The organism is Janthinobacterium sp. C22 (assembly GCF_057919405.1).
Genome location: NZ_CP193659.1, coordinates 5,786,766 through 5,805,588, shown reverse-complemented (window position 1 = coordinate 5,805,588; position 18,823 = coordinate 5,786,766). Strand labels below are relative to the sequence as shown.

General features: G+C 60.7%; 18 protein-coding genes, 2 other RNA genes and 1 pseudogene. 8 read left to right on the top strand and 13 right to left on the bottom strand.

The window, feature by feature from the left end; all coding sequences use genetic code 11:
• Positions 1-19: 19 nt before the first annotated feature.
• The 5 genes from ACRHIG_RS27220 to ACRHIG_RS27200 all read right to left on the bottom strand — a co-directional run bounded on the left by ACRHIG_RS27220 (position 20) and on the right by ACRHIG_RS27200 (position 3,411).
• Entirely contained in the window at positions 20-235 is a 216-nt protein-coding gene (locus ACRHIG_RS27220) for a tail protein X (protein ID WP_046682368.1), read from the bottom strand.
• Positions 235-738 (bottom strand): head completion/stabilization protein, encoded by a 504-nt coding sequence (locus ACRHIG_RS27215; protein WP_489628525.1) that lies wholly within the window; start codon positions 736-738, stop codon positions 235-237. The genes ACRHIG_RS27220 and ACRHIG_RS27215 overlap by 1 nt, the downstream gene beginning before the upstream one ends.
• A 105-nt stretch (positions 739-843) precedes the next feature.
• A complete protein-coding gene (gene gpM, locus ACRHIG_RS27210) occupies positions 844-1,560 on the bottom strand; it encodes a phage terminase small subunit (protein ID WP_489628524.1) in 717 nt (238 codons plus the stop codon).
• Complete coding sequence (locus tag ACRHIG_RS27205) at positions 1,560-2,579, bottom strand: phage major capsid protein, P2 family (protein WP_489628523.1); 1,020 nt, start codon at positions 2,577-2,579, stop codon at positions 1,560-1,562. The genes gpM and ACRHIG_RS27205 overlap by 1 nt, the downstream gene beginning before the upstream one ends.
• 163 nt (positions 2,580-2,742) lie before the next feature.
• Positions 2,743-3,411, bottom strand: a complete 669-nt coding sequence (locus ACRHIG_RS27200) for a GPO family capsid scaffolding protein (protein ID WP_489628522.1) — start codon at positions 3,409-3,411, stop codon at positions 2,743-2,745.
• A 136-nt stretch (positions 3,412-3,547) separates the two neighbouring features.
• Between ACRHIG_RS27200 and ACRHIG_RS27195 the strand changes: the two genes are divergently transcribed.
• The 4 genes and pseudogenes from ACRHIG_RS27195 (at position 3,548) to ACRHIG_RS27180 (ending at position 7,508) form a co-directional block, all read left to right on the top strand.
• Positions 3,548-5,347: a terminase ATPase subunit family protein gene (locus ACRHIG_RS27195; RefSeq protein WP_489628521.1), complete on the top strand. Its 1,800-nt coding sequence runs from the start codon at positions 3,548-3,550 to the stop codon at positions 5,345-5,347.
• Positions 5,344-6,406, top strand: a pseudogene (locus ACRHIG_RS27190) (phage portal protein). Before ACRHIG_RS27195 ends, ACRHIG_RS27190 begins: the two are co-directional and overlap by 4 nt.
• Complete coding sequence (locus ACRHIG_RS27185; RefSeq protein ID WP_489628520.1) at positions 6,403-6,618, top strand: hypothetical protein; 216 nt, start codon at positions 6,403-6,405, stop codon at positions 6,616-6,618. The pseudogene ACRHIG_RS27190 and the gene ACRHIG_RS27185 overlap by 4 nt, the downstream one beginning before the upstream one ends.
• Before the next feature lie 554 nt (positions 6,619-7,172).
• Complete coding sequence (locus tag ACRHIG_RS27180) at positions 7,173-7,508, top strand: hypothetical protein (RefSeq protein ID WP_489628519.1); 336 nt, start codon at positions 7,173-7,175, stop codon at positions 7,506-7,508.
• Between the two features lie 164 nt (positions 7,509-7,672).
• On the opposite strand, the gene ACRHIG_RS27175 is transcribed toward ACRHIG_RS27180, so the two are convergent.
• The 8 genes from ACRHIG_RS27175 to ACRHIG_RS27140 all read right to left on the bottom strand — a co-directional run bounded on the left by ACRHIG_RS27175 (position 7,673) and on the right by ACRHIG_RS27140 (position 12,793).
• Positions 7,673-8,242, bottom strand: coding sequence for a hypothetical protein (locus ACRHIG_RS27175; protein WP_175444810.1), 570 nt, complete (start codon positions 8,240-8,242; stop codon positions 7,673-7,675).
• Positions 8,243-8,468: 226 nt separating this feature from the next.
• Positions 8,469-8,750 (bottom strand): hypothetical protein, encoded by a 282-nt coding sequence (locus ACRHIG_RS27170; RefSeq protein WP_139143786.1) that lies wholly within the window; start codon positions 8,748-8,750, stop codon positions 8,469-8,471.
• A gap of 340 nt (positions 8,751-9,090) precedes the next feature.
• Positions 9,091-9,451: a transfer-messenger RNA gene (gene ssrA, locus ACRHIG_RS27165) on the bottom strand.
• Between the two features lie 169 nt (positions 9,452-9,620).
• Positions 9,621-9,947: a transfer-messenger RNA gene (gene ssrA / locus ACRHIG_RS27160) on the bottom strand.
• 82 nt (positions 9,948-10,029) lie between these two features.
• Entirely contained in the window at positions 10,030-10,734 is a 705-nt protein-coding gene (locus tag ACRHIG_RS27155; protein ID WP_489628518.1) for an HAD family hydrolase, read from the bottom strand.
• 68 nt (positions 10,735-10,802) lie between these two features.
• The gene (gene ubiG, locus ACRHIG_RS27150) at positions 10,803-11,498 is read right to left on the bottom strand and encodes a bifunctional 2-polyprenyl-6-hydroxyphenol methylase/3-demethylubiquinol 3-O-methyltransferase UbiG (RefSeq protein ID WP_230538500.1); all 696 of its coding nucleotides are present in this window, start codon (positions 11,496-11,498) and stop codon (positions 10,803-10,805) included.
• 126 nt (positions 11,499-11,624) lie between these two features.
• On the bottom strand, positions 11,625-12,335 hold the full coding sequence (gene ompA, locus ACRHIG_RS27145) for an outer membrane protein OmpA (protein WP_436542644.1): 711 nt from the start codon (positions 12,333-12,335) through the stop codon (positions 11,625-11,627).
• A 185-nt stretch (positions 12,336-12,520) separates the two neighbouring features.
• Positions 12,521-12,793, bottom strand: a complete 273-nt coding sequence (locus ACRHIG_RS27140; RefSeq protein WP_489628517.1) for a hypothetical protein — start codon at positions 12,791-12,793, stop codon at positions 12,521-12,523.
• Positions 12,794-12,988: 195 nt separating this feature from the next.
• On the opposite strand from ACRHIG_RS27140, the gene gyrA reads away from it, so the two are divergent.
• From gyrA to pheA, 4 genes are all read left to right on the top strand, one after another.
• A complete protein-coding gene (gene gyrA / locus ACRHIG_RS27135) occupies positions 12,989-15,667 on the top strand; it encodes a DNA gyrase subunit A (RefSeq protein ID WP_475415714.1) in 2,679 nt (892 codons plus the stop codon).
• A 156-nt stretch (positions 15,668-15,823) separates the two neighbouring features.
• Positions 15,824-16,408, top strand: a complete 585-nt coding sequence (locus ACRHIG_RS27130; protein ID WP_475415713.1) for a DUF2059 domain-containing protein — start codon at positions 15,824-15,826, stop codon at positions 16,406-16,408.
• Between the two features lie 27 nt (positions 16,409-16,435).
• Positions 16,436-17,527 (top strand): 3-phosphoserine/phosphohydroxythreonine transaminase, encoded by a 1,092-nt coding sequence (gene serC / locus ACRHIG_RS27125; protein ID WP_489628516.1) that lies wholly within the window; start codon positions 16,436-16,438, stop codon positions 17,525-17,527.
• An 82-nt stretch (positions 17,528-17,609) separates the two neighbouring features.
• Entirely contained in the window at positions 17,610-18,680 is a 1,071-nt protein-coding gene (gene pheA, locus ACRHIG_RS27120) for a prephenate dehydratase (protein WP_475415711.1), read from the top strand.
• The last annotated feature ends 143 nt before the right edge of the window (positions 18,681-18,823 follow it).

Here is an 18,823-nt window from a genome sequence, read left to right as displayed (position 1 = left end):
TAAAGGGTAAATGCCAGGATCAGTCCCATAGCTGCACAAGATCGGCTGCGGCCACCTGGCCCGTGCTGGGTGCTGGCTCGGGCAGGGTGACGACCAGACCGGCCGGCAGCACGGCGCCGTGGCGCGCCAGCGCGGGATTCATTTCCAGGGTTTGCTCGACGTATCCCGCGCCGTCGCCCAGGTAGCGCCACACCAGGGCGTCCACCGTGTCGTGCTGCTGCGTGCGCACCTGCATCAGATCAGCTCTACCGTCAGGTGCGTGCGGCCGACGATATCGGCGATGGCCCATTGCGCATTGCGCCGCTGCGCGCCGGGCGCCTCGTCGAGCCATTCCATGCTTTTCTTGTCGCTGACGGACGTGGCCGTGCTGTCGTAGTCGCGGTAGCGCTCGATCAGGTCGGCCTTCGCCGCGCTGTAGACGGCGCGCCGGTACTGCGCCAGCAGGCGGGACTCGCGGTTGATACGCGTGGCCGGCACGTCCACCAGGGCGGCAATACCGGCAGCGGCCTGCTGGCCCTGCCAGTCGGCCAACTCGCGGTTGACCTGCAGGATGGCATCGACCACGGCTTGCACCAGGCGCGCGTCGGTGACGGTGCCGTCCAGGCGCATGGCGTCGCGCATGTCTGCCAGATTGACGTCGGGAAACCAGCCGTCGTTCTCGATGATGCCGGGCGCAGCCGCAGGCGGCGCGGGCGTGGCGCCGGGCGGGGTTGACGGGGGCAGGGCCATGAAGGACATAGGGGCGCTTTCAAAGAATAGGGCGGTGGACGGGGTTCATCAGGTCAACATCGTTGCCGATGCGTGGCCAGAATCCCCCGTGCCGCCGTGCTGCGGGGATGCTCTTTACGTGGACCCGGCCGCGCGCTTGAGGCGCCGTTCCAGCCGTTCCATATCTTTCTTGACGCCGCAGGACTCTGACAGCGCGCGGGCGCGTTTCAGCTGGGCCATGGCCATTTCCGCCTGCGCCACCAGTTCCGGCGCGATGTCCGTATCGTCGGCCTGATCGAGCACGGCGATCAGGGCCAGACCGATGGCCTTGTGCAGCTTGGCGCGTGCCTGGTCGGGCGCGTCGCTGCCGGCCGTCAACTGTTCGACGGTGCCCAGTACCTGCGCTGCGTGCTGCGGATCGGCGGCCAGCTTGCCGTGCAAATAGCCTTCGGCAAACTCGTCCAGCATCAGGGTGGCGATGTCGCGGCTGTAGGTGTCGGGCAGGGTGAACTTGTGCGCCAGCGCGTATTCGGCCATGACCAGGGCGCGCTCGTACTCGCCCGTGTCGATGTGCCACACCAGCAGGGTGGCGAAGACGTCATCCTGCGCACCCTTGCCGCCGGCCAGCACGCCGTCGATCCATTGCGCGTAATCCGGCAGCAAGGTGGCCTTGACCTCGATCTTGCGTTCGACGGACTGAATGGATTTCAGGCGCCGGCGGTCATCGGACAGCTTGTAGAGCATCATTTCGTAGGCCGTGCCGCTGGTCACGCCTTGCGGCGCGGCGGCGCCGGCCGTGCGCTCGGCCAGCATGCGCGCGCGGTGGCGCAAGGCGGGGGACTGGTTGCTCATCACTTGTCTTTCAGCTCGATGTTTTCCACCAGCGCGGCCAGGCCCAGGTCTTCGATCACGTAGGCGTCGTTCGACGACTCGTAGTTTTCGATGCGGTCGCGCTTGGGTACGTCCTCGACGCGGCGGCGGCGCGCACCTTCCTGGAAGTAGATCGACAGATTGTCGAAGCGCGTAATCAGGATCGCGTTGTCCGGGAAGTAGGGCACGCGCGCGGCCGGCAAGCCGCCGATGCGTTTCTGGCTGATGATGATGTCCGCCGCCAGGGTTTCCGTGGGCGCCTGCTTGGTGTTGACCAATGGAAAATACTTGTCGTTCAACAGCTTGCGCCCGACGATAGCCACCAGATTGGTGTCTTCCTGATACCACGGGTCCAGCAGGTTGACGGCATCGGTGACGGCCGCGTCGAGATTGGCATAGTCGGCGCCGTCCACCTCGCCGATGATGACCTTGCCCGGCATGCCGGCGGCGACCAGGCCCAGCACGCGCTCGGGCGCCAGCTCGCGCAGGTGCTGCAGCCAGCCTTTATTGACGTCCTGCAGCAGCGGATTGGCGTCCAGATCGGTGTCGGCCATGGCTTTCACGCCATTGAAGCCGATGACGATGCGGTCCAGCGCCTGGCGCGTCAGGATGGCATTGGCGACGCGCGACTGGAAGTCGGGGAACTTGGCCCAGGCGTCCAGCTTGGCATAGTTCAGGTGCGTGTCGAAGTTGGTTTGCTCGCAGCGGTATTTGGTGCCGTCCAGGGTGGACAGGTCGCGCGTCTTGCGTTCCTTGTCCTTGGTGTTGGTGCGGCCGGCAATCGGGCCGGAGACGCCCAGGCCCAGCTTTTCGCCTTCCTGCTCGGTTACGCCGATGATGTTCACTTTCGTCAGGAACTCGCTCGATTCCTGCATCTTCGTTTCCAGCTTCTGCTGCACGCTGGGGGTGACGCTGAAGGTCTTGGCCACGTTGTCCGTGTCGTTCAGTTGGCCCAGGCGGGTTTCGTATTGGCCAAAGACCTGGCGCGTTTGCTTTTTCATGAATCATTGCTCCGTTGTTGAATGGGGTGTTGGTGGATGGCGCGCGCTTAAAACTCGGTCTGCACGGCGCCGTCGTTGCCGGTGGCGGCCGGGCGGCGCGGGCCGTTGCCGGGTGCTTCGTCCATCTGCGCCTTGAAGGCGGCCAGCTCATCCTGCGTGGCCTTCAATGCCGTTTCGGTTTTTCCAGGCGCGTCATGGCGTCCGCGTAGTTGTCGTTGGCGGTAACGACGTGGCCGGCCAGCGCCTCCACGGCTTCGCTGATGTCGGCGAACTGCGCGGCGTCGGCGCCGGATTTATTGGAGAAGCGCGACAGCAGGTTTTTCACGGCATCGGCCAGCCTGGTGCCCTGCTCTTCGAATTCCAGCGTCACCTCGACGGCCGAGGTGAACAGGTTGGCGCTTTGCTGCTTGCGGCTGGCCGAGAATTTCAGCGCCTCGGTGCCCAGGCTGGCCGGGCTGTCGGTGACGCCCAGGCCGACCAGATAGGGCTGCGACGAGTCGGCAAAGTCGGGCTGAATTTCCAGGCTGGTGTACAGCTTCTGTTTCGCCTTGTTGATGGCCACCAGTTCCGGCGTGGGTTCGATCTGCGCGAACAGGGCCAGTTTCTTGCCGCTGTCCGTGTCCACTTCCTCGGCTTTCACGGCGATCACGTCGCCGTAGGCCTTGAATTGGCTGTCGGGCAGGATGCCGCGAATGTGTTCGAGCCAGATGCGCGCGCCGTAGGTTTTCGGGTTGTAGGTGGCGGCGATCTGCTCGATGGTGGCGCGGTCGATGTTGCGGCCGTCCGTGGTGGCGCCTTCGGTGGCGACGCGGAAGAATTGGGATTTAGGCATGGTGGCGTGTCTCGGTTGATCGGATAACGCCATGGTCAACGTCTTGGCGCCGCGATTCAATGCGGTGCGGGTTGCTATGGGGCATAGCGACTTTTGCCTTTCCCCGCTCCGCGCGCGCGCGGCCTACGCTGGCGGCATGCTAGCAATTGAACAAAAACCCGAAGAAATAATCGCCGAACTGGCCGTGCCCGAATCCGAGCCACGCCGCGCCGCGCGCGCCCTGTACTGGAAGGGCTGGCGCATTTCGTCCATCGCCCGCCACCTGGGAATCAAGCGCAGCACGATCAATAGCTGGAAGGCGCGCGACGAGTGGGACAAGGCGCAGGCCATCGAGCACGTCGAGGCAGCGGCCGAGCTGCGCCTGGTCAAATTGATCGAAAAAGAGGTCAAGAGCGGTAGCGACTACAAGGAAATCGATCTGCTGATGCGCGCCATCGTGCAGGCGGCGCGCGTGCGCCGCTACGAGCAGCCGGGCGGCAACGAGGTCGATCTCAATCCGAAGCTGGCGAACCGCAACGCCGGGCCGAAGAAGAAACCGACGCGCAACGATTTCAGCGACGAACAGCGTATCCAGCTGCTCGACGTCTTCCAGGACTCGCTGTTCGATTACCAGAAAGTTTGGTATCGCAATGGCGACCAGCGCACGCGTGCCATCCTCAAGAGCCGCCAGATCGGCGCCACCTGGTACTTCGCCCGCGAAGCGCTGGCCGACGCCATGGCGACGGGCCGCAACCAGATCTTCCTGTCCGCCTCCAAGAGCCAGGCGCACGTCTTCAAGCAATACATCGTGCAATTCGCGCGCGAGGCGGCCGGCATCGAGCTGACGGGCGATCCCATCGTGCTGCCGAACGGCGCGCACCTGTATTTCCTGGGCACCAATGCGCGCACGGCGCAGGGCTACCACGGCAATTTCTACTTCGATGAATTCTTTTGGACGCAGAATTTCCAGGAGTTGAACAAGGTGGCCTCGGGCATGGCCATTCACAAGAAATGGCGCAAGACCTATTTCTCGACGCCATCCTCGACCACGCACCAGGCCTATCCGTTCTGGACGGGCGAGCTGTTCAACAAGCGCCGCGCCAAGGCGGACCAGGTGAATATCGATGTGAGCCATGGCCGCCTGTCGTCGGGCTTTACGGGCGAGGACAAGATCTGGCGTCAGATCGTCACCATCCTGGACGCCGAGCGCGGCGGCTGCAACCTGTTCGACATCGACGAGCTGCGCAACTTCGAATACAGCCCCGACCAGTTCGATAACCTGCTGATGTGCAATTTTATCGACGATTCGGCCTCGGTCTTCCCGCTGGCCGAGCTGCAGCGCTGCATGGTCGATTCCTGGGTGGAATGGGACGACTACAAGCCGTTGTTGGGCCTGCGCCCGTTCGGCAACCGGCCCGTGTGGATCGGCTACGACCCGGCCTTGAACGGCGACAGCGCCGGCTGCGTCGTGCTGGCGCCGCCCATGACGGCCGGCGGCAAGTTCCGCATCCTGGAGCGCCACCAATGGCGCGGGCAGAGCTTCGAAGACCACGCCGACGCCATCCGCCAGATGACGCAGCGCTACAACGTCGAATACATCGGCATCGATACCACGGGCATGGGCATCGGCGTGCTGCCCATCGTGCGCGGCTTCTTCCCGGCCGTCACGCCCCTCAACTACTCGCCCGAAGTCAAAACCCGCATGGTGCTGAAAGCGAAAAACATCATCAGCAAGGGGCGGCTGGAATTCGACGCCGGCTGGACCGACATCGCACAGTCCTTCATGGCCATCCACAAGACCCTCACCCCCAGCGGGCGGCACGTGACCTATGTCGCCGGCCGCAGCGACGAAACCGGCCACGCCGATCTGGCGTGGGCCTGCATGCACGCCCTCGATCACGAGCCATTCGAAGGCACCACCGACAACCACCACTCTTTCATGGAGATTTATTCTTGAGCAAAGCACGACACTTGCGCGCGCGCGGCCAGCAGGCCCAGGGCGCGCCATCAACAGCGGCCACGGCGCCGGCCGCCGCCGGCATCAAGGCGTTTTCCTTCGGCGACCCGACGCCCGTGCTCGAGCACGCCGACATTCTCGACTGCTTCGAGTGCTGGAAGAACGGCCACTGGTACGAGCCGCCCGTCAACCTGGCCGGCCTGGCCAAGTCCTTCAATGCCGGCGTGCACCACAGCAGCGCGATCCACTTCAAGGCCAACGTGCTGGCGTCCACGCTGATTCCCAGCAAGTATTTGTCGCGCGACGCTTTTAAACGCATGGCGCTCGACTTCCTGACGTTTGGCAACGCCTACCTGGAAGACCGGCCCAGCCGCAGCGGCAAGGCGCTGGCGTATCAGCATGCGCTGGCCAAGTACATGCGGCGCGGTGTCGATCTGGACACGTATTTTTGTGAACGGCTACCAGGCCGTGCACGAATTCGACAAGGGCCGCGTGTTCCACCTGATGGAACCGGACGTGAATCAGGAGCTGTACGGCGTGCCGCAGTACCTGAGCGCCCTGCAATCGGCCTGGCTCAATGAGGCGGCCACCTTGTTCCGCCGCAAGTACTACAAGAACGGCTCGCACGCCGGCTTCGTGTTCTACATGACCGATGCCGCGGCGAATACCCAGGACGTGGACAATCTGCGCCAGGCCATGCGCGACAGCAAGGGGCCGGGCAACTTTCGCAACCTGTTCATGTACGCGCCGAACGGCAAGAAGGACGGCATTCAGATTCTGCCCGTGTCGGACGTGGCCGCCAAGGACGAGTTTTTCAACATCAAAAGCGTCACGCGCGACGACCAGCTGGCCGCGCACCGCGTGCCGCCCCAGCTCATGGGCATCCTGCCGAACAATGCCGGCGGCTTCGGCGCCGTCGAGCCGGCCGCGCGCGTCTTCGCGCGCAACGAGCTGGTGCCGCTGCAGGCGCAGTTCGAAGCGATCAACGAGTGGGCCGGGGTGGAAGTGGTGAGGTTTGCCCCGTATGACCTGGCCACGGGCGGGGAGGGTGCGCAATGAGCGACCACATCGACAACACCGACAAGATCATCTTTGCCGAAGTGGCGCGCGGCCTGGCTGCCGTGCGGCGCCGGCCGGGCCTGATGGCGCATGGCTGTTGTCACTACTGCGACGGGCCGCTGGCGCCCGCGCTGCTGTTCTGCGATGTGGACTGCCGCGACGACTACGACAAGGAGCAGGCGGCGATGATCCGCGCTGGCCGCCCAGGATGACCGCCAGGCCGCGATAGCCGGCGGGGCGGGGCCGCGACAGTCCCGCCGCGCCAGAGCGCCCCAGCCACCGCACAAGCCGCCCATGAGGCGGCTTTTTCACGTCCCGACGATTGATGTTGCTGTAGGTGCAAGAAAAAGCGCCGTTTCGGCCCGGCGCGCGCAGTTGTCCCCCCTCCACACCTGCCCGCTATATAGGGGTCTTTTGACTCAAATGTGCGCCATGGCCGAAGGCGCATGAGGACTGGCGCGGCGGGGCGAATAGGGGGTATGCGATTTGACGCATTTTGACGCACTTTGAACGCTTTTTCGTGCGGTTGGTGTTGCGACGTGGGAACGGTGTTGTTTTCGCGCAGCACCGCGCCCTGGTGCGGTTCTGCACGCTCGGCCGATGTTTACTTTACAGCTCTCAATGTTTGGATATACTGTATGTAAATACAGTGTATTGAGGTGGTGCCGTGCTTGTAATAGCAGCAAAATTATATTCCGATCAAGGCGTGCCCTTGCCTCGTCACAGGGAGGTTACGTTACGCTGTACGGGTATAGGGGTGTTTACTATGATCGAGCGATTCGAAAAGGATTTTGGGCGCACAGTGCGTGTGGCGCACTTGAGCCCAATCGGCGGCGGGAGAGACTTCATCCTTCCGCCATTGTATGACGCTGCCATAGTGTGGGTGGGGGATGGGCAGTTGCGGGTCCGTGGATTTGAAATCAACCCTATGACCAAGGCTCATGTGGCAATGGCCTGGAGCGCGGAGATTGTGGCAGATCAACGGCCTGGACGAGTATTGGTGCCTCTTGAAGGAGAAACAGAAATTTCAGTGATTACCACTCAAGCGGATCTGGAAAAAGTGGTCGCGGCCGGAACTGGCCCTGGGCAGTGGAAGCGCTGAAATTAAATCGCGTTGGAAAATTTTAAAAACCGTTGGAAGATGCAAAAAAAGGTTACAAGCCGAAGCATGTAACCCTTTGATTTTCCTACTCATTCTGTGGGGTGGCTGATGGGGCTCGAACCCACGACAACAGGAATCACAATCTTGCACTCTTAACAGCTATCTCACTTAGTCACTGGCGCTGTTGTTGTACGTTGAGATGCTTTTTTCAGCCTTGCAATATATGTGTCCCAAGACTCATTTGCAGCAGAAAAGTCCGTCGCCTGAGCCTCGGCTACGTGCTGAGCTTGTTCAATGCTTTTCTTTAAACTCCCAAGTAAAAAAGCGGTCGACATCTGAAATTTATTTCTTTCCGGGGCATCTGGATAAATTGACAGCTTGAGGTGCTCACACATGCTTTTTATTTTTTTGGTGGAAAAACTTGTATCGTCGAACGAATGGCCAAACTCATTTCTAATTTTTCTTATTAAATGTAGTTCGTGATGCTCTTCGATGGAAAGAATGCCCAGTAAATATGCTACATCAATCCGTGAGCTAAAAGACGACAAGGGACGGGATGTTTCAAATATCTCTTTTGCAATCTTCTTATTGTCCACTACCGTTTTTCTCAACAGCTGCCCGAGATCAAAATCAAGTGCTGATGCTGCTATTAGAGCTAAACCACGGTCGGATTCATCATAAAGTGCCCGCGTGAATTGATCAAAACCATCTTCTGTGCTGCTTTTGTAGGTCATTCCGAATCCGTTTTTTAGTCTGATACATACGAAAAACATATGATATCTGTGCTGGCGCCGTTCTAGGTGTTTTTTGGTATCTTTGCCGCAGTTTCATTGTGGTACCTGAAACTGACGTATGACTTTATGGCCAACCATACTGGCCAATTCGAAAATATTCAGTTTCGTGGCAAGTCTAGTGATGGCTTCGCGGTTGAGCCGTGCATGGTGGGGGCCTCGAAGCCGTTTAGATAATCTGCAGACCTTCCCAGCTACGTTTGACTGCCTCGGATACAAAGACGGCCCAATTTCTGTTAGTTTGAGTCGCAGCAGCTTTTGCAGCTAGTCCCACTTGCTCAATTGTGGCGGTGCCTTCGAAATTGTATTCGCCAGGAGACATTTTAAAGCGTACGCCGTTATCACCGACGATAGTGTCGGTGAATCCCATTGCTTCCATTTTTTCGTGCAGCAACGTGTAGTCAGCAGCACTAGCGCCGTGTAACTCCACCCGAGTTGTAAAATATGCCATATCATCGTCCCCTTGGTGCGTGAGTATCAATTTTTACATTTTTGCTAACTGGATGCAATATTTAATGACATGGGTTGCATAACCAAGCCCTCGAATAGGCGTCACTTTTAGCGTAGTTTTTAACAAGCTATCCTATTTATCATAGGTAAAAGTACTGTTGCATCATCAGCGTATCGGCACGGAGCCATGATGGAAGTGCTGTGCGCCAGACTATGGCGTGACGGCTACGCAAAGAAAAAAGGCTGTCATTTTGTTGTCATTCCTAGGCTAGAATAGCCCAAAAACAACCCAAATAATGACAGCCTTCTTCTTGCTAACTACTTGATTCTAAAGAATTCAGTGGTGGAGACGGCGGGAATCGAACCCGCGTCCGCAAGCACTCCACAGACAGTTCTACATACTTAGCACTATCATTTAATTTAACTCAGCCAGCACGGATGTGCACGTTATGGGCAAGCGAGTTACCTATTATTTAGTCGGACGCTAAGTAACCCAGCATACGACGAGTCCCTGTAAATGACTCTAGAGCTTTTGACGGCCCACCCCAGGGACGAGGTGTTCTAGAGCTAACAGCGATTAAGCTGCCAGTGCGTACGAGTTATCGTTTGCAGTTAAGTTTTTTCTGGGTGTATTTACGAGGTAACCAGCCCTCGGTATGCCCTGCGCTGCTTTGCAACCCACGTCGAAACCAGGTCGTCCCCACAGAACCTTCATTGTAGCGCAATCTGCCCACTCTTGCATGATGCATTCGCGGTAAGGAGCGAGGCGCTCTCGAACCGCTTGAACCAGACGAATCGGAGAGGCTTGCGCTGGCAGGCGCAAGCCGGTTGTGCGGCGCCGGGCTGTGCCCGCCGAAGTCCCGCACAACCCCCGCGTCCACAAGCACTCGACAGACAGTTCTACATACTTAGCACCATCATTTAATTTAACTCAGCCAGCACGGATGTGCACGTTATGGGCAAGCGAGTTACCTATTATTTAGTCGGACGCCAAGTAACGCAGCATCAGACGAGCCCTGTGGTGACTCTGGAACTTTTGACGGCACACCCCAGAGACGAGGTGTTCCAGCGCGAACAGCGATCAAGCTGCCAGTGCGTACGAGTTATCGATGGCAGTTAAGTTTTTTCTGGTTGTATTTACGAGGTAGTCAGCCCTCCGCATGCCGTGTGCTGCTTTGCAACCCACGTCGAAACCAGGTCGTCCCCACAGAACCTGCATTACAGCGCAATCTGCCCACTCTTGCATGATGCATTCGTGCTCTCGACGTAAGGCATGCGCCTCAAGCCGCCAGCTGCCGCTCCTGCGCCGCCTTCACCACGCCAGTCACCAGTTCCAGCAACGCTTGCGGCGTATCGAGCAGGTGGTCGGCGTTCCAGTGCTGCGGCTCGACGGGGCCGCAGTAGCCCCAGGCGCAGGCCACCGTGCGCATGCCGGCGGCGCGGCCGGCCTGGATGTCGCGCAGGTCGTCGCCCACGTACCAGCACTCTTCCGGCGCCAGGTCCAGGCGGCGCGCCGCTTCCAGCAGGGGCGCGGGATGGGGTTTCGGGTGCGCCATGGTGTCGCCCGAGATCACGCAGCCGGCGCCGCCCAGGCCGATCTGGCCCACCAGCGGGTCGGTGAAGCGGGCGGCCTTGTTGGTGACCACGCCCCAGGCCAGGCCCAGCGCCTGCAGGCCGTCGAGCATGGCGGGGATGCCGTCGAATAAACGGCTTTCCACCGCCAGGGCCGCTTCGTAATTGTTCAGGAAGCCGTCTTTCAGGGCTTCGTAGCCGCTTTCGCCAGGGGCTATGCCATACGACGCGCCTATCATGCCGCGCGCGCCGGCCGAGGCCGTGGGGCGCAGGATGTCATACGGGGTCGGCGCCAGGCCGGCGCGCGCGCGCAGCAGGTTGATGGCCGCTGCCAGGTCGGGCGCGGTGTCGGCCAGGGTGCCGTCGAGGTCGAACAGGATGGCGCGCGGGGCTGGCAGATGGTCAGTGATCATGGCGGGCAAATTGTGTCAAGTGGGAATGAAAAATGGCGGCCGCAGCCGCCTTGTATTGTGCGTGATGGTTACAGCGGCCGGGTGCAGGCGACCAAATAATTGACGCTGGTATCGCTATTAAGTGAGTAAATCTTGGTCAGTGGATTGTAGCCCATGCCACGCATGCTGTTGACGTCCAGGCCGGCGCTGCGCACGTATTGCGACAGTTCGGCCGGGGTGATGAATTTGTCATAGTCGTGCGTGCCTTTCGGCAGCAGGCGCAGCAGGTATTCGGCGCCCAGGATGGCAAACAGGTACGCTTTCGGGTTGCGGTTCAGGGTCGACAGGAAGACGTGGCCGCCCGGTTTCACCAGCGTGGCGCAAGCCTTGACGATGGCGGCGGGGTCCGGCACGTGCTCGAGCATTTCCATGCACGTCACGACGTCGTACTGGCCCGGCTCTTCCTCGGCCATGGCTTCGGCGGCGATCAGCTTGTAGCGTACCTTGGCGCCTGATTCCAGGCTGTGCAGGTCGGCCACCTTCAGGGCCTTGTCGGACAGGTCGATGCCCGTCACGTCGGCGCCCTTGCGGGCCATCGATTCGGCCAGGATGCCGCCGCCGCAGCCGATGTCGATCACGCGCTTGCCGGCCAGCGGCACTTTCGCGTTGATCCATTCCAGGCGCAGGGGGTTAATTTCGTGCAGGGGACGAAACTCGGAAGTGGGGTCCCACCAGCGGTGGGCCAGCTCACTGAATTTTTGGATTTCGAGAGGGTCGGCGTTCATAGGTCGAATAATAGCGGCAATTTTACAATTGGGCAGCCACGGACGAAAAAAACCCCGCCGTGGCGGGGTTTTTCATGCTGTTCTTGACTTGCGCGATGACTCGCGGCAAGTCCAGGGGTTCAGCTATTACTTGTTGCGGGTACCAACAACTTCGATTTCCACGCGACGGTTTTTCGCACGGCCTTCGGCAGTTTTGTTGTCAGCAACAGGTTGTTTCTCGCCTTTGCCTTCGGTGTACACGCGGTTGCTTTCAACGCCTTTTGTGACCAGGTAGGCTTTGACAGCATCAGCACGACGTACCGACAGTTTTTGGTTGTAAGCATCGGTGCCGACGGAGTCGGTGTGACCCACAGCGATGATGACTTCCAGGTTGATGCCGCCCAGTTGTGCGGTCAGCTCGTCCAGCTTGGCTTTGCCTTCTGGCTTCAGCGTAGCTTTGTCGAAATCGAAGAATGCATCAGCGGCGAAGCTGACTTTTTCCGAGGTAGGAGCAACGACGACTGGCACTGGCACGACTGGTGCTGGTGCTGGAGCTGGTACGACTGGCGCTGGAGGTGCTACGCATTTGCCGTCTTGCAGGGTTTCTGGCTCTACGCACAGTGGCACGTCGCAACCTGGCACTGCGTCAGCAGGTGTCCAGTAGCCGGTGCGCCAGCACAGGCCGAATGGGTCACGCACGATCACGCCGCGGGCATCTTGCACGTAAGCGCTTTTTGGGCTTGGTGCTTTGATGTCAGTGGTAACTGGCGCGAATGGTGGGGAGGTTGGGGTTTGGGCCGAAGCCGAGCCAGCAATCACTGCGGATGCAGCGAAAAACAGCGTTACAAATTTATTCATTCTTTTTTCCTTTCGGGGGTGATATCCGCAGAACAACACTGCGCTACTGGTGCTACGTGCCAAGATTTTATCATGTAGACCATATGCGCTCGTTTCAGATTGCGAAACTAGCAATTAACTTCCCAGTCATTTTGCCACACGCATCAGGGGCACACGACCGTGGTTAAATCAAAGCTTGCCCGATTTTAGACCGTGCGTTGTTTTTGCGCAACGAAAATGCCCATTTGTAACGCATCTGTAACAATTGATCGTTTTTTTGCCACTTTTAAGGGCAGATGTCTTGAACTGATATTGCCATTGTGCATTATCGACAGGTCAATATGCGCGGCCCCGGCGCAAACTGCCAATCTTGCCGGTATGGCCAATTTGTACAGGTAGCTGGGCGCGCATGCTAAAATCGTGCGCTTGACTGTTAAGAGTGCCGGGCAATGCCCACGGCGGCACTGCATGGCCAGCACCTACCCTTGCGGTACCCGTACTGGCCTTGCCGTCAGCCCGCCGATTTGTTCTGGCACTCTGCGACATGGAAGCCGGGCCGCGCCAGCAGCGCGCGGCGCGGCGTCCACGACGACAGCCACCCAGGATATGCAGTATTGCGTCATACATTGCGTAACAGATAAGTTAACCACAGCCTGAGATCAGTCGAACCGCCAATGGATCAATTCGCAAAAGAAACAATTCCTATTTCCCTCGAAGAAGAGATGCGCAAGAGCTACCTCGATTACGCCATGAGCGTGATCGTCGGCCGTGCCTTGCCCGATGCGCGCGATGGCTTGAAGCCAGTGCACCGCCGCGTCTTGTTCGCGATGCATGAAATGAATAACGTGTGGAACCGCCCTTACGTCAAGTGCGCCCGCGTGGTCGGCGAAACCATGGGTAAATACCATCCCCACGGCGATGCCTCGATCTACGACACGCTGGTGCGCATGGCGCAAGATTTTTCGCTGCGCTACATGCTCGTCGATGGCCAGGGCAACTTCGGTTCCGTCGACGGCGACGGCGCCGCGGCGATGCGTTACACCGAGTGCCGCCTGGACAAGATCGCCAGCGAGCTGCTGGCCGATATCGACAAGGATACCGTCGACTTCCAGCCCAACTACGATGGCAAGGAAAAGGAGCCGACGGTCTTGCCGACGCGTATTCCGAACCTGCTGATCAACGGCTCGTCCGGTATCGCCGTCGGCATGGCGACGAACATTCCGCCACACAACATCACCGAAGTCATCGACGGCGCGCTGCACGTGCTGCGCAACCCCGAATGCACGATCGATGAATTGATCGAGCTGATCCCGGCGCCGGACTTCCCGACGGCCGGCATCATCTATGGCGTGTCCGGCGTGCGCGACGGTTACCGCACGGGCCGCGGCCGCGTCGTCATGCGCGCCAAGACCCACTTCGAGGAATACGGCAAGGATGGCGGCCGCATCGCCATCATCGTCGACGAACTGCCATTCCAGGTCAACAAGAAATCCTTGCTGGAACGCATCGCTGAAAACGTGCGCGACAAGAAGCTCGACGGCATTTCCGACATCCGCGACGAATCCGACAAGTCGGGCATGCGCGTGGTGATCGAGCTGAAACGGGGCGAAGTGCCGGAAGTGGTGCTTAACAACCTGTACAAGCAGACCCAGTTGCAGGACACCTTCGGCATGAACATGGTGGCCCTGGTCGATGGTCAGCCGAAGCTGCTGAACCTCAAGCAGATGCTGCAATGCTTCCTGTCGCACCGCCGCGAAGTGGTCACGCGCCGTACCGTGTTCGAACTGCGCAAGGCGCGCGAACGCGGCCACGTGCTCGAAGGCCTGGCTGTCGCGCTGGCCAACATCGATGACTTCATCGCCATCATCAAGGCCGCGCCGACGCCGCCGATCGCCAAGGTCGAGCTGATGGCCAAGGCCTGGGATTCGTCCGTCGTGCGCGAAATGCTGGCCCGCACGGGCGACGGCACGACGCCGGGCGGCGTGGATGCCTACCGTCCGGAAAACCTGCCGAAGCACTACGGCATGCAGGCCGATGGCCTGTACAAGCTGTCGGACGACCAGGCGCAGGAAATCTTGCAGATGCGCCTGCAGCGCCTGACGGGCCTGGAGCAGGACAAGATCGTCAACGAGTACAAGGACGTGATGGAACATATCGCCGACTTGCTCGACATCCTGGCCAAGCCGGAACGCGTCACCGTCATCATCACCGATGAAATGACGGCGGCGAAGAACGAATACGGCGCCGGCAACAAGGACGTGCGCCGCTCGCAGATCGAGTTGAACGCGACCGACCTGGAGACGGAAGACCTGATCACGCCGCAGGACATGGTCGTGACCCTGTCGCACACCGGCTACATGAAGGCGCAGCCGATCACCGAATACCGCGCACAGAAGCGCGGCGGCCGCGGCAAGCAGGCCATGGCGACGAAAGAGGAAGACTGGATCGACCAGCTGTTCATCGCCAACACGCACGACTACATCCTGTGCTTCTCGGATCGTGGCCGCATGTACTGGCTGAAGGTGTGGGAAGTGCCGCAAGGCTCGCGCAATTCGCGCGGCAAGCCGATCGTCAACATGTTCCCGCTGCAGGACAACGAAAAGATCACCGTGATCCTGCCGCTGTCGGGCGAGAACCGCACGTTCCCGGAAGACCATTACGTGTTCATGTCGACCAGCCTCGGCACCGTGAAAAAGACGCCGCTGAAGGACTTCAGCAATCCACGCAAGGCCGGCATCATCGCGGTCGACCTGGACGACGGCGACTTCCTGATCGGCGCGGCGCTGACGGACGGTCAGCACGACGTGATGCTGTTCTCCGATTCGGGCAAGGCAGTGCGCTTCGACGAAAACGATGTGCGTCCGATGGGCCGCACGGCGCGCGGCGTGCGCGGCATGAACCTGGAAGAAGGCCAGCACGTGATCGCGCTGCTGGTGGCCGAGAACGAGCAGCAGTCGGTGCTGACGGCCACGGAAAACGGCTACGGCAAGCGTACGCCGATCACCGAGTACACGCGCCATGGCCGTGGCACGAAAGGCATGATCGCCATCCAGACCAGCGAGCGCAACGGTAAAGTGGTTGCCGCGACACTGGTCGATGCCAGCGATGAAATCATGCTGATCACCACCGGCGGCGTCTTGATCCGCACCCGCGTGTCGGAAATCCGCGAGATGGGCCGCGCGACGCAGGGCGTGACCCTGATCGCCGTGGAAGACGGCACCAAGCTGTCCGGCCTGCAGCGCGTGGTGGAAACGGATATCGACGAAGTCGAGCTGACGACGGAGGCGGGCACGGATGCCGCACCGGCAGCGGCCGAACCAGCCGATCCTGTCGACCCGGCCCAGCCGGAGTAAGATGATTGGGGCTCTTTCGGGAGCCCCAATTGCTATTGGCGTGCCTTTTCCTGGCGCCGCCAGCACAATTTCGTAGGTCGGCTTAGCCCGTCGGGCGTAAGCCGACATGCATCGCCGGCAGTGCCCTTTTACCAGTCATTCAACATCCCGCATGCCATGAGAAAAATCGTCGCCACCTTCTTCGCCGCGTTTTCGCTGGCCTTTCTTGCGACCCTGCCGGCCCTGGCCCAGAGCACGCAAGCCACGCCCGCCCGCCAGGCGGCGCCCAGCCCCGCCATGAAAGTGGCCGTGCGGCGCATGCTCGACGCGATGCAGTTCCCGCAGCTCACGCGCAGCATCTTCGACCAGATGCTGCAATCGGTGCCGGCCATGATACGCCAGTCGGCGCAGCAGCAAATCAACAGCAACCCGAAACTGGATGATCAGCGCAAGGCGCGCGCGCTGGCCAGCGCCGAGGAAGAAATCCCCCTCGCCATCGCCACCCTGACGCAGGTACTGGCCGACCCGACCCTGATCGACGAGCTGGGCGACGAGATGGTGCCCCTGTACGCGCGTTTTTACACGGTGCCGGAAGTCGAGCAGCTGACGGCCTTCTACAAGACGCCGCTGGGACGCAAGATGCTGGCCACCATGCCGCAACTGTCGGCCGAGTCGATGGCCATCAGCCAGCGCGTGCTGATCCCGCGCGTGAACGCCGTGCTTGACCAGGTCATGCGGGCGGCCACGCAGTCGCCCCAATAAGATTCCCATTTTGCCAAGGACCGTATCGTGACCCATATCTACAATTTTTCAGCCGGCCCCGCCGTCCTGCCCAAGGAAGTGCTGGCGCAAGCGGCCTTTGAAATGCAGGACTGGCATGGCAGCGGCATGTCGGTGATGGAAATGAGTCACCGTGGTCCCGAATTCATTTCGATCTACCAGCAGGCGGTGGCCGACCTGCGCGAGCTGCTGGCCGTGCCCGAGAACTATAAAATCCTGTTCCTGCAGGGCGGCGGACTGGGCGAGAACGCCATCATCCCGATGAATCTGGTGGGCCTGGCCGCGCAGCAGCCGGCCACCGTGGACTTCGTGCACACGGGTTCGTGGTCGGGCAAGTCGATCCAGGAAGCGGCCAAGTATGCCAGCGTGAACGTGGCCGCGTCGTCCAAGGCTGCCCGTTTCACGGGCGTGCCGCCCGTCGCCGAATGGAAGCTGACGCCGGGCGCGGCCTACCTGCACATCTGCACCAATGAAACCATCGACGGCGTGGAATTCCAGCAGGCGCCGAACGTGCCGGCAGGCACCACCATCGTGGCCGACATGTCCTCGCACATCCTGTCGCGCGTGATCGACGTGTCGCAATACGGCGTGATCTTCGGCGGCGCGCAGAAAAATATCGGCCCGGCCGGCCTGACCCTGGTCATCGTGCGCGAAGACTTGCTGGGCAAGGCATTGCCGATCTGCCCGTCGGCTTTCGACTGGACCATCGTGGCCGAGCATGAGTCGATGTACAACACGCCGCCCACCTACGGCATCTACATCGCCGGCCTGGTTTTCCAGTGGCTCAAACGCCAGGGTGGCGTTGCAGCCATGGAACAGCGTAATATTGAGAAAGCGGCGCTGCTGTACGCGGCGCTCGATGCGGACGACTTCTACCAGAACCGGGTCGACCCCGCATACCGCTCGCGCATGACCATCCCGTTCTATCTGCGCGACGAAAGTCTGAACGACGCATTCCTGGCCGGCGCCAAGCAGCGCGGCCTGCTGCAACTGAAGGGCCACAAGTCCGTCGGCGGCATGCGTGCATCGATCTATAACGCGATGCCGATTGAGGGCGTGCAAGCCCTGGTCACCTATTTGAACGAGTTTGCCGGACGCTGAGTCGCTTAAGCGACCGCGCCGGCCCGCCGCCGGCGCAGGCCGCGCGGCAATGATTGAAGTACAGCTGACGAAACAAACAACCATGACCGATAAATTGAAACCGCTGCGCGAACAGATCGATGCGATCGACGCGCAAATCCTCGAACTGCTGAACCGCCGCGCGCAAATCGCCCAGCAGGTGGGCCACGTGAAGGCCGAGACGCAGGCGCCCGTGTTCCGCCCCGAGCGCGAGGCGCAGGTGCTGCGCGGCGTGGCCGAGCGCAATCCCGGTCCCATGGGCGATCGCGAAGTGCAGACCATCTTCCGCGAAATCATGTCGTCCTGCCGCTCGCTGGAAAAGCGCGTCACCGTGGCCTACCTTGGCCCGGCCGGCACCTTCAGCGAACAGGCCGTGTACCAGCAGTTCGGCAGCGCCGTTGAAGGCTTGCCGTGCGCGTCCATCGATGAAGTGTTCCGTTCCGCCGAGGCGGGTACGGCGGACTTCGGCGTGGTCCCGATCGAAAATTCCTCGGAAGGCGCCGTCAACCGCACGCTGGACATGATGCTGCAGACGAGCCTCATCATCAGCGGCGAGGTGGCGATCGCCGTGCACCACAGCCTGATGACGAAGAGCGGCAACATGGACGGCGTCACCTCGATTTGCGCCCATTCGCAAGCGCTGGCGCAGTGTCAGGTGTGGCTGAACCAGAATTATCCGCACGTCGCGCGCTACGCCGTGGCTTCGAACGCGGAAGCGGCCCGCATGGCCGGCGAAGACGGTAGCGTCGCGGCGATTGCCAGCGAACTGGCCGGAGCGCAGTACAAGCTGGGCGTGGTCAAGGGACATATCCAGGACGATCCGCACAACCGCACGCGCTTTGCCGTCGTGGGCACCTTGCAGACGGCGCCGTCGGGCAAGGACCAGACCTCGCTGGTATTGGCCGTGCCGAACAAGGCGGGCGCCGTGTACCAGCTGCTGGCGCCCCTGGCGAAGCACGGCGTATCGATGACGCGCTTCGAGTCGCGCCCGGCGCGCATGGGCAGCTGGGAGTATTATTTCTATGTCGATGTGGAAGGCCACGTGCAGGACGCGGCCGTCGCCCAGGCGCTGGCCGAGCTGCAGAGCAATGCGGCGTTTTTCAAGGTGCTGGGGTCGTATCCGGTCAGTTTGTGACGCCGATGGTGGTGTCGGATTACGCTGCGCTAATCCGACCTACGGTAAGCTGTAGGTTGGGTTAGCGCAGCGTAACCCAACAAACAACCACGGTAAGCCGTAGCTTGGGTTAGCGCAGCGTAACCCAACAACAGCCACCAGCC

What these genes read in the sequence shown, in the direction of transcription:
- ompA (WP_436542644.1), bottom strand. Translation starts at nt 12,335, where the DNA reads ATGAATAAATTTGTAACGCTGTTTTTCGCTGCATCCGCAGTGATTGCT.
- ACRHIG_RS27170 (WP_139143786.1), bottom strand. Translation starts at nt 8,750, where the DNA reads ATGGCATATTTTACAACTCGGGTGGAGTTACACGGCGCTAGTGCTGCT.
- ACRHIG_RS27185 (WP_489628520.1), top strand. Translation starts at nt 6,403, where the DNA reads ATGAGCGACCACATCGACAACACCGACAAGATCATCTTTGCCGAAGTG.
- ACRHIG_RS27205 (WP_489628523.1), bottom strand. Translation starts at nt 2,579, where the DNA reads ATGAAAAAGCAAACGCGCCAGGTCTTTGGCCAATACGAAACCCGCCTG.
- gpM (WP_489628524.1), bottom strand. Translation starts at nt 1,560, where the DNA reads ATGAGCAACCAGTCCCCCGCCTTGCGCCACCGCGCGCGCATGCTGGCC.
- gyrA (WP_475415714.1), top strand. Translation starts at nt 12,989, where the DNA reads ATGGATCAATTCGCAAAAGAAACAATTCCTATTTCCCTCGAAGAAGAG.
- ubiG (WP_230538500.1), bottom strand. Translation starts at nt 11,498, where the DNA reads ATGAACGCCGACCCTCTCGAAATCCAAAAATTCAGTGAGCTGGCCCAC.
- ACRHIG_RS27180 (WP_489628519.1), top strand. Translation starts at nt 7,173, where the DNA reads ATGATCGAGCGATTCGAAAAGGATTTTGGGCGCACAGTGCGTGTGGCG.
- ACRHIG_RS27130 (WP_475415713.1), top strand. Translation starts at nt 15,824, where the DNA reads ATGAGAAAAATCGTCGCCACCTTCTTCGCCGCGTTTTCGCTGGCCTTT.
- ACRHIG_RS27175 (WP_175444810.1), bottom strand. Translation starts at nt 8,242, where the DNA reads ATGACCTACAAAAGCAGCACAGAAGATGGTTTTGATCAATTCACGCGG.
- pheA (WP_475415711.1), top strand. Translation starts at nt 17,610, where the DNA reads ATGACCGATAAATTGAAACCGCTGCGCGAACAGATCGATGCGATCGAC.
- ACRHIG_RS27195 (WP_489628521.1), top strand. Translation starts at nt 3,548, where the DNA reads ATGCTAGCAATTGAACAAAAACCCGAAGAAATAATCGCCGAACTGGCC.
- ACRHIG_RS27200 (WP_489628522.1), bottom strand. Translation starts at nt 3,411, where the DNA reads ATGCCTAAATCCCAATTCTTCCGCGTCGCCACCGAAGGCGCCACCACG.
- ACRHIG_RS27155 (WP_489628518.1), bottom strand. Translation starts at nt 10,734, where the DNA reads ATGATCACTGACCATCTGCCAGCCCCGCGCGCCATCCTGTTCGACCTC.
- ACRHIG_RS27220 (WP_046682368.1), bottom strand. Translation starts at nt 235, where the DNA reads ATGCAGGTGCGCACGCAGCAGCACGACACGGTGGACGCCCTGGTGTGG.
- ACRHIG_RS27215 (WP_489628525.1), bottom strand. Translation starts at nt 738, where the DNA reads ATGTCCTTCATGGCCCTGCCCCCGTCAACCCCGCCCGGCGCCACGCCC.